The organism is Mariprofundus sp. EBB-1, from assembly GCF_003665155.1.
GTDB lineage: Bacteria > Pseudomonadota > Zetaproteobacteria > Mariprofundales > Mariprofundaceae > Mariprofundus.
Window position 1 is genome coordinate 24,720 of record NZ_RCFQ01000032.1, and the last position, 9,967, is coordinate 34,686.

The 9,967-nt window shown below is 42.6% G+C and carries 8 protein-coding genes; 6 read left to right on the forward strand and 2 right to left on the reverse strand.

The genetic code is table 11. The features are described 5' to 3' along the window. The first annotated feature begins 31 nt into the window (after window positions 1-31). The 6 genes from D8Y20_RS11485 to D8Y20_RS11510 are packed head-to-tail and all read left to right on the forward strand — an operon-like array spanning window position 32 to window position 7,529. Complete coding sequence (locus tag D8Y20_RS11485; RefSeq protein ID WP_121543853.1) at window positions 32-2,410, forward strand: patatin-like phospholipase family protein; 2,379 nt, start codon at window positions 32-34, stop codon at window positions 2,408-2,410. Continuing rightward, the gene (locus D8Y20_RS11490) at window positions 2,410-3,213 is read left to right on the forward strand and encodes a class I SAM-dependent methyltransferase (RefSeq protein ID WP_121543854.1); all 804 of its coding nucleotides are present in this window, start codon (window positions 2,410-2,412) and stop codon (window positions 3,211-3,213) included. Before D8Y20_RS11485 ends, D8Y20_RS11490 begins: the two co-directional genes overlap by 1 nt. A 5-nt stretch (window positions 3,214-3,218) precedes the next feature. Next, window positions 3,219-4,475 carry a glycosyltransferase WbuB gene (locus D8Y20_RS11495; protein ID WP_121543855.1) on the forward strand — a complete coding sequence of 419 codons (1,257 nt, stop codon included), beginning with the start codon at window positions 3,219-3,221 and terminating at the stop codon, window positions 4,473-4,475. Between the two features lie 3 nt (window positions 4,476-4,478). Further along, complete coding sequence (locus D8Y20_RS11500) at window positions 4,479-5,444, forward strand: sulfotransferase (RefSeq protein ID WP_121543856.1); 966 nt, start codon at window positions 4,479-4,481, stop codon at window positions 5,442-5,444. A gap of 1 nt (window position 5,445) precedes the next feature. Continuing rightward, window positions 5,446-6,426: a UDP-glucose 4-epimerase GalE gene (galE, locus tag D8Y20_RS11505; protein WP_121543862.1), complete on the forward strand. Its 981-nt coding sequence runs from the start codon at window positions 5,446-5,448 to the stop codon at window positions 6,424-6,426. Window positions 6,427-6,449: 23 nt separating this feature from the next. Further along, a complete protein-coding gene (locus D8Y20_RS11510) occupies window positions 6,450-7,529 on the forward strand; it encodes an ATP-binding protein (RefSeq protein ID WP_121543863.1) in 1,080 nt (359 codons plus the stop codon). Window positions 7,530-7,613: 84 nt separating this feature from the next. Here the strand turns inward: D8Y20_RS11510 and D8Y20_RS11515 are convergent, their stop codons facing one another. Both D8Y20_RS11515 and D8Y20_RS11520 read right to left on the reverse strand, forming a co-directional pair. Next, window positions 7,614-8,522 carry a hypothetical protein gene (locus D8Y20_RS11515; protein ID WP_121543857.1) on the reverse strand — a complete coding sequence of 303 codons (909 nt, stop codon included), beginning with the start codon at window positions 8,520-8,522 and terminating at the stop codon, window positions 7,614-7,616. Between the two features lie 34 nt (window positions 8,523-8,556). After that, window positions 8,557-9,967 (reverse strand): SPOR domain-containing protein (locus tag D8Y20_RS11520; RefSeq protein WP_236075422.1); only part of this gene is annotated, 1,411 nt, incomplete at its 5' end.

Below are 9,967 nucleotides of genomic sequence, written 5' to 3' on the forward strand. Positions count from 1 at the left end.
AACCTGTGTAAAGTAGATAGGGAGTGATTTTATGGCAATTAATAGAAAGAAAAATAAGGCCGCTCGCAAAGACCGGAAGGCTGAAAGAAAAGAGTTAAAACAAGAAAACCGTAATGAAAGAAAAAGTCAAAGACAGGAAAACAGGGGTGAACGAAAAGAATTAAGACAAGAAAATCGCAATGAAAGAAAAGCGAATAGACCTGAATCAATTAAAGATCGAGTTGATCAGTTTAAAGAAAACAGATCAAAGCGAAAAGACCTGCGACAGGAAAATAGAGCTGACAGAAAAGAGCTACGGCAAGAGAATAAAGCTGAGCGAAAGGAATTAAAACAAGAACAACGACGAGAGCGTAAGGATCAGGTATATGCAAAAGTATGGCGATCAACCGATCCCAACTATGTGTTTCCAGAGAAAAAACTTTTAGATAAAAACAGTAAGAAAAAAGATGTTGCTATTTGTTTTTCTGGTGGGGGAACTAGGTCTGCATCTGCATCGGTAGGTCAAATGCGAGCATTGCATCGGCTTAAATTGAATGAACAGGTGCGCTATATCTCATGCATTTCAGGTGGCGCATGGTTTGCGATTCCATACACTTTTTTGCCAACAGGTATAAGTGATGATCACTTTCTAGGTCACTATTTTCCACCTGAAGAATGTACCATTGAAAACTTCAATCAGGAAAGCATACCCAGTATTTTCACCAAACAGTGTATAGCTGAGTCAGAAGTCCTTACTGCAGAAACATTTGAGCTTATCTATGGAAGAACAGGAAAAACTCCTGAGAAAGATGAAACGTATGGAAAAATGATTAGGGAGGCAATGCTTGAGCCAGTGGGTTTGGGGCATGAAATACAGCGTTTTGTGACTTTAAGTGATGAAACCCGTGATGCGATTTTAAATAATAATGATAACTTAACAGTTAACGATTTTGATGTTGTACGAAATGAAGATCGCCCTTTTTTAATTGCGGGTAGTTGCTTGATGAACAAAAAACATATGAATCCTTGGCGCTCGCTAGGTCACAATATGTTTAACAATGAAAAACTCGCGACTCCTTTTTTAACAAAGTTCAATAATGAGGGTGTGGAAGACTTTACCAGCTTTCCATTTTACCTGTTTGAGTTTACGCCAATGTACGTTGGCAGTTACCGTCATTATGTTGGAGATGAAACGAACGGGGGGATCAGTATAGGTGGGGGGTATATTGAGCCTGTCGGTTTTGATGCTGAACCCAAAGGTCCGATTGATGCAAATAACATGATCACCGTAAAGCATAAAGATGAATATAATCGTCTGAGCCTACAGGATTATATGGCAAGCAGTGGTGCAGCACCTGCATATCATGCACTGTTTATAACGCTTATGTTGAATAGGCTTTTAATCTTTAAAAGGGCAGCCAGCCTCCTGCGTAAATTATTCCCTCAAAAAACACTCCCTATAAAACCCCTCAACCCAAGTAAAGGTTCAGGCAAGATGCTTCTAACCTTAATGACTCGTGGACTACCTGAATGGTCAGGGAACATTTCACGAGTTATTTTAAAGGATTTAAAAATATCATCGGACACCAGCCATCACCTTTTAAAAATGGCCATAAAGATGATCAAGCCAATGCTTGCTGTTTTTCCAAGGTATCAACACTGGTCATTTGAGCATGTAAAAAAGCCAGCTTCAACCGAACAGTCTTTTGGTGATGGCGGATACTTGGATAATTATGGAATTATTCCGGTAGTCAGAAGAAAAGTAAAAAACCTGGTCATATTCATGAATACAAACGTCCCTCTATATGTTGATAAAGTAAAGGAAGAGAACATTTATAAAAACATATTGGAGATTGATGCTGGTATTCGCATGTTATTCGGAGAAGAAAAGGGACGAATAAAGTTAGATGATTCTGGGAGAAGAGTTTGGGAAATGAATGATGTAGATCAGATTCCATCATTATGGGCACAAGGGAAAAATCATATTTTTGATAATACAACTGAAGATAATGATGAATACTGTAACTTTTCGGATACAGTGAATGGTTTGTTAGAAGCGCAAGCAACAGGAGGCGCTGTAACATTTGAAGGAAAATACCGTGTGATTGATAATGAGTTCCATGGAATCAAAGGCGGTTGGGATGTCAACATTCTATGGATTTATAACTCTATGTGTAATAAATGGAGAGAAAGGCTTCCTGTGGAAACAAAGGCTCTACTGGATTACAGGTCTGATATGCGCAACTTTCCTCATTTTAGCACAGGCATGCCATCAGGTAGCAGCAATATGGATGCAGGAAAGGGTGAAGGGGGAATCGTGAGATTTGAACCTATCGACCTGTCATTATTTCAGTCTGAGATGTTAGCCAACTTATCAGCATGGAGTGTGTTGGAAGTCGAAGATAAGTTGAAACGCTTTTTTAATTCATAATGGCTAATTATAATCGTAATGTCTCCGAACGAGTCAACCGAGAGCGAGAAGCGCATGATGAGCATGATGTGTTGGGTGAAAATATTCGTGTAAAGCAACGTTTTCCTCATGTCTCCTCATCGCCAACTATTATGCGAATGGAAAAAGATATTCTGGCATTTACGGATAACCTTAAGGGGTTACGTATCCTTGATTTAGGCTGTGGTCATGGCGAACAGAGTTTGCGTTTTTTGCAAAATGGTGCGGCTTTTGTTGCGGGTATTGATATCAGTATGAACTACATTGATAGCGCCAGACAATCCATCAGCGAAGCAGGTTTTCCTGAAAATACATTTCATTGCTGTGTGATGGATGCGCATCAAATGGATTTTGAAGATCATTCCTTCGATATGGTGATTGGCAGGGGGATTCTGCATCATTTGGATTTGGCCGTATCTCTGGCTGAAATACAGCGTGTACTTAAAGTGGGTGGAAGAGCTGTTTTTATGGAGCCATTGGCTGCCAACCCGCTATTAAAGGTGTTTCGTTATCTCACACCCAAAGCCAGAAGCATGGATGAAAAGCCATTAAGCATACAAGATTTGGCTATGATCGATAGCCATTGGCAAGTGAATAATACGTATTATGGCCTGGTTTCTGCGCCACTGGCGATGTGTACTTCACTGCTGATGCCTGAAAACACCACCAATGCCATATTGCGCTTTGCCGATTGGTTGGAGCAAAAGTTCAATCATATTAAGATTTTACAGCCTCTGAATCAATATGTTGTGTTGAACCTGATGCGACCAAAGGATGCGTTATAAAGTAGATGCGAATCCTGATTTATAGCACCAGCTATGCACCGGAAATGATATCTGTAGGCAAATATAATGCGGAAATGGCCGAGTGGCTGGTTGAGCAAGGGCATAAAGTTCGCGTTGTGACTGCTCCTCCTTATTTTCCTGCATGGAGTATCTCTGCTGGCTATTCAAACAGATGGTATTCGCAGGAAACATTGCACGGCGCGCAGGTATGGCGCTGCCCACTATTTGTGCCTGCAAAACCTTCCGGGCGAACAAGACTTTTGCATTTGATCAGTTTTGCCCTGAGCAGTTTTCCGGTCATGTTGCGGCAAGTTTTCTGGAAACCCGATATCGTGATGGTTACCGAGCCCGCTCTCTCTTGTGTGCCGGCAGCATGGCTGGCAGCACGCTTATCGGGTGCAAGGAGCTGGCTGCATATTCAGGATTTTGAAGTTGATGCTGCGTTTAAACTGGGCATGATTTCAAATGCGTGGGGTCGGAACCTACTCTTATCGATGGAGCGTTGGCTGATGCATCGCTTTGATTTGGTTTCAACCATCTCATCCTCAATGCAATCACGTTTACGAATCAAAGGTATTGAAAAGCCATTTCTGTTTCCAAACTGGTCTGACCTGTCCCGGATACAATTTGATTTATCTGGTCGCCAACGCATCAGGCATGAATTGGACTTGGATGATCAACGCTGTTTGTGCCTGTATTCTGGCAATATCGCTGAAAAACAGGGTTTAGAGATTATTCTTGATGTGGCGAAGAAACTTCCTGAATGCCTGTTTGTGATATGTGGGGATGGCGCAACCAAACCACAATTAAAGATGATCGCGCGCAAGTCAGGAGCAACGAATATACTGTTTATACCGCTGAAACCACTTGAAGAATTGCCTGCGTTGCTCAGTGCTGCAGATATTCACCTGGTGATTCAAAAACGCGCTGCCGCTGATCTGCTGATGCCATCAAAACTGACCAATATTCTTGGCATTGGTGGGGCAGCTATTGTCACTGCGGATAAAGACACTGAACTGGGGCGACTGGCGGAGGGTGATAGCCCTGCAGTATTTCGTTGTGCGCCGGAATCGGCTAAAGCATTGCAACAAGCTATTGAGTTTTTAAAAAATCAGCCTGAGCTAAGAAGTAACATAGGAGGCAATGCCAAAAAGTATGCGAAACAGCATATTGAAAAAGAGCAGGTCTTGAGCAACATGATGAAACAAATAAATACAATCAACATAAATAAACCTATGACGTTAAACTCAAATAAGAGTTGAGCTATGTTACAATATAAAGACATTGATTTGATAGTTATTGTGGGAGCCCAAAAATCGGGTACAAGTAGCCTATTTAGCTATTTATCGGAACATTATCAGGTTGCAGAAAGCATCACGAAGCAATCCTGTTATTTTATGTCTGAAGGTTATTACGCATTAAATAAATCAGATGTTCCAAGACAATATTCAAAAAAACTTGAGGATTTCTTGAGCTTATTTCCTTCTGTTCAGCCACATACAAAAGCACTAGTCGAAGCTACTCCTGACTATTTACATACCCCTGGTGTGTTGGTTCGAATTAAAGCTATGGAATGTTATTTTCGTTCGGTTCAAGTGGTGGCAGTTTTAAGGCACCCGGTAGATCGTTTTGTTTCCTGGTATCGTTTCTCTATCCAACTAAATAAAATTGATTCTCATACATCATTAAAAGATTATTATGATATGAATGGTCACATACTTACAGCATTCAAAGAGAGCGATGGTTGCTTCTTTGCAAAAGAGTCGGGGCAATATGAGCAGTTTCTTCCTCAAGCCTTGGATCTCTTTGGAGATAACTTACATGTCTTAAGTTTTGACCAGTTAAAAAATTCCCCCAGGGAGTTGCTTACCTCCTTATGTAACCATATTGGTTTGGATTCTAATTATTATAATCAATATGAATTTGGAGTGGTAAACAAAACGGTCTCTATTCGTTCTCCGGCTTTAGCCAAAACATATTTAGGATTACGCAGGGTATATATATTCATTATGAATTCCCCCCTTCGGAAAGCTGCTAAGCCGATCAGAAACATCATCAGTACAGCGTATCATCGAATCAATGATACCGCGTATGCTCCAATAAACGGTGCTCATCAGGAAGCATCTTACAATGAATTATATGAATATTATAAAAAAACCATTCTTTTTTGTAATAAGCATTATAATTTCAAATGGAAACAAAAACACAATGGTTCTGAAAAAAATGATTGAAATGAAAATCCTGGTGGTGGGCGGTGCCGGGTATATCGGTTCGCACATGGTGAAGTTTTTGATGCAGCAAGCATGCAATATCACGGTGCTGGATAATTTGAGTACAGGCCATGCCGATGCAGTGCCTGCTGCGCTGTTGCATAAAGGTGATCTGGCAGATGTTGATTCCCTGGATGCGCTGTTTACGCAACATCAGTTTGATGCGGTGATGCACTTTGCTTCTTTTTCATTGGTCGGCGAATCCATTACAGACCCTGCAAGATATTACCGGAATAATGTCAGCAATACCCAGAACCTTCTGGATACCATGATCAATCATGGCGTGTATCAATTCATTTTTTCATCCAGCGCTGCCATTTTCGGAGAGCCTGAATATCTTCCTATTGATGAAGAACACCCCAAAAATCCGCTCAACCCTTATGGTCGCAGTAAGTGGATGGTAGAGCAGATGCTGGAAGATTATGATCGAGCTTATGGTTTAAAGTCTATCTCCCTGCGCTATTTCAATGCTGCCGGTGCCGATTCAGATGGCAGTTTGGGCGAAAGGCACAACCCTGAAACACATTTAATCCCGTTACTTTTACAAGTTGCAGCGGGGCAGCGTGATAATGTAACGATATTTGGGCATGATTATCAGACTGTCGATGGTACCTGTATCCGTGATTACATTCATGTGCATGATCTCTGTGTAGCGCACTGGCGGGCACTGAACTTTTTACAGATGCATAAACAAAGCGAACAATTCAACCTGGGCAATGGAAGCGGTTTCTCTGTTCAGCAGGTTGTTGATGCCTGCCGCACTATTAGCGGCATAGAAATTTCAACGACCTATGGCAACAAACGTGTTGGCGACCCAATTTCATTGATTGCTGATTCAAAAAAAGCAAAACGTTTACTCACCTGGCAGCCCAAATATACAAGTTTGCATGAAATTATAGCTCACGCCTGGTGTTGGCACCAACAACAATTAGAACACAAATAGAGTATTGCCTAATGTATCATAATATGAATAATATGTTGGCCGGTATGACAGGGAATTTGTATCTGGCTAAGAAAAAGTCAAACGACGTAGATGTTGAGAAAAAGTTGGCTACAGTTGAAGCATTAAGCTTTCGCGCCTCTGATATGATTCAGCAGCTATTGGTGTTTGCCCGTAAAGGACGCGTTGAATTGAAAATATTTGATTTAGTGCCCTTTATCAAAGACGTAATGAAGATGTTTGAAGTGGTAGTGCCTGAAAATATTTTTGTCAGGAAAGAGCTTTGCCAGGACAACCTGTTCATCAATGGGGATGCGACCCAGCTTCAGCAGGTGCTGATGAATCTGGTGAACAATGCCAGAGATGCGTTAATCGGTGTGGATAATCCTTCTATTGTTATCAAGCTTGAGAAAGTCGATGCGGATGAATCGTTTAAGAGAAAATATACCGATCTTACTGCTTCCATATTTGCCAGAATCACTGTCCAGGATAACGGTTGTGGTGTTAATGAAGATGATTTGGAGCATGTGTTTGAACCGTTCTTTACCACAAAAGAAACGGGCTCAGGCACAGGGCTTGGTTTGGCGATGTCCTATGGCGCAATTCATAATCACGGCGGCATAATTGAAGTAAGCTCTGCTCCTGATCAAGGTACTACTTTTGAGGTGTATCTCCCCTTAAGCGATGCGTTGAATGTGAGTGCTGATGAGCAAATGTCGGATGATGTCGTGCAGGGACATGGCGAAACCATTCTGCTTGTTGATGATGATCCTGATATGCGTTCTGCCAGCAGGGATGTGTTGGAGAGTCTTCATTACTGCGTTATAGAGGCTGAAGATGGTGTCATGGCCATTGAGATGTTTCTTGAATATCAAGTTGAGATTGCACTGGTGATCATGGATGTTGTCATGCCCCGTATGGGAGGAGTTGAAGCTATACGGAGAATATCCGAGTTTAGTGATGATGTGAAAGTGATCTACTGTACAGGTTATGACAGAGGTGAAATTTTAAACAACTCAGCACTTTCAGGTACAGAATGTATTGTTTCTAAACCTTATCAGGTACACACGTTTAGTAAGGTCGTTAGAGAGAAGCTGGATTCATAAAACGCTTTACTTTGAAGTGTTTGGAGACGCTCTCAAAACTATGCATACGGGCTTATGCATATCTTATGGTGAAGTCGTTAGGTTTTAGCGTACAAACTGAATATCGAGTGTGCGCAGATAGGTGTGAAGGCCAGCATCCTGAACCGGGAATACATAGGCATTCTCATCGGATTCATTATGGTGTGAATGCCACCATCCCGGAGGTGTAACAAATACTGTATTGGTCTCCCACATGGCTTTGACAGGATTAATGATGTCACCATGTTCATCCACTTTTTTGCCGATCAATGTATAAGTATCTGGTCCTGAATACACCGCCAGATCGAGGGCGACGGATTGATGTCTGTGAGCACGTTGAACTGCACCTTTAGGTAACAGGTTAAACAACGACCACATGGTATGCGTGATGGTTTTGGTTTTGGCACTATCGGTATTGCCTAAAATAATACCGACACGATTACGGTTTTCACGGATGGCAACCTCACGGATGCGCTCCACTTCTTCATTCATATATTCCCTGCTGTAAAAAGCCGGTTTAAAACGAGGGGCATTTGGTACAACGCCTAAATAGTCCAGCAGAGGTGCATCATGGGTCCAGTATAGTGCGCTATCTTCGTCAGCGAAGTGGGTGACACCCTGATTCGTTGGAAGCGTGAATGCATCCCCCTGTTTCCAATCGATGGTACCACTCTCTGTTTCCGTGTGCCCTGCGCCACGCATGACAAAAAACACTTCCGAAGTTGAGTTTACCTTGGTGGATATCTGCTCATTGGTGCAGATGCGAACATAGTTTGCCAACAGGCCGGGAGATGTTGCCAAATAAGGCGTTTCCAGGATATCGGAAAGATCGAGTGCAATCACGCGTGTTTCGCCCTGCTCATGCAAAGAAGCGGGGAAGGGTTGAACGGGGACTTCGTTTAAATCCGGCGTTGCGGCAGCACTATATTCCCAACTGACTACTTGCTGTGCTAATGTGTGATTGAGGCTGTCCATGGTGTCATCGATCCTATATAAAAATTATTAGTGCTTATTTGATGCTGAAACGATAATTGCGTAATACTTTTTTACCAGTACCAAGGCTACCGTTTTTGGCAATGACGTTGCCATCTACAGTGATACTGAGGCCAGGAGCGTTCCCGGCCGTGATCCACAGTGATTCAGAGGCGGCTTGAATAGTAATGTGATGGCCTACTTTGAGTAGTACCTCTTTTAACTTGTCTCCCTTTGTTGTCGCATCCTGGCCCGGTGCAAATATCTGTAACCAGACTTCTGAATCGACCGCGTCAAAGCGATAGGAGTGACTAGCGTTATCGGTGAGCGGTTTACTGACTGGAGCTTGCGCTTTTTCTTTGTGCTGAACCGCTTTAGTTACAGGCGTTGCCGCATGAGGAGAGCTGATCTTATTGGCGCTTTTGTTATAATAGGAATCAACTCCATGATACTCTTTCATGAATTTTTTGAAGGCTGCTGCTTTTCGTTCATCCTCAAAACCACTGACCAGCACATGGTACCAGACCTTACCTTTGGAGATGGTGCGCAGGTATTTGGCATCGATTTTTTTGTTGCGAAACTGACGCGTTTCACGCTCTGCCGATTTTTGAGACATGGTGGAGAATAGGTAAACAACCCAGCCCTGGACGGATGCAGGAGCTGTTGCATATTCAGATGCAATGATGGGTTTGGCGGAAGTATTCTCCTGCTTCACGCTGATTACGGGGTGGCTCTTCGCAGCTACAGGCGCAGGTGATATTTTTTTCGCGGATGTTTGAACTCTAGGCTCAGATACCACAGGTTTTTCGGTGGATTTTTTAAGGGTCGGTGAGCTGACGGATGCAGGTTCAGCACTGTTTGGTTTTCCTTCTACTGCTGTATTATCAATTGCTCCCCGCCACTGCTCAGATTGTTTGTTTGAGATGACATTGGTCAGTATCTTCAATTGTTGTTGCTGGTTTTCAATCTGTTGTTGCAATAGCAGTATCTGTTTTTGTTGATGTTCATTCATTTGATCCATTTGCTTTTGTAGTTTGACCGGTTCCTGAGCCAGATTGGCAGCTTGTTGCGATGCATCGAGACTCATCCAAATGGCTAATGCAGCGATGAGCATGGAAATTAATGTAGCAGTGAGCATGAGCCTGCTGCCTAAACCTGATTTTTTATTTTCTGTCATGGGCTCATCCTTAGTGTTGTCTGTAGCTGAAGCTATTTCTTTCTCGGGAGTAATGGCTGCTTCAGGGGTGCTCTCTTCAGGCTCTTGCAAGTGAGCTGTCTCATTAACTTCTGCAGTAGTCGTTTCAATTTCAGGGTCCTGATTCTTAAGCTCAGGGTCAACCCAGTCCGTAAGCTCACCGAGTTCTTTTTCCAGTGACGATAATGTGTCCAAGCTATCATCCTGCGAAGGCGTTTCATCTTCATCCAGATTGAGACTTAAAAACTCATCT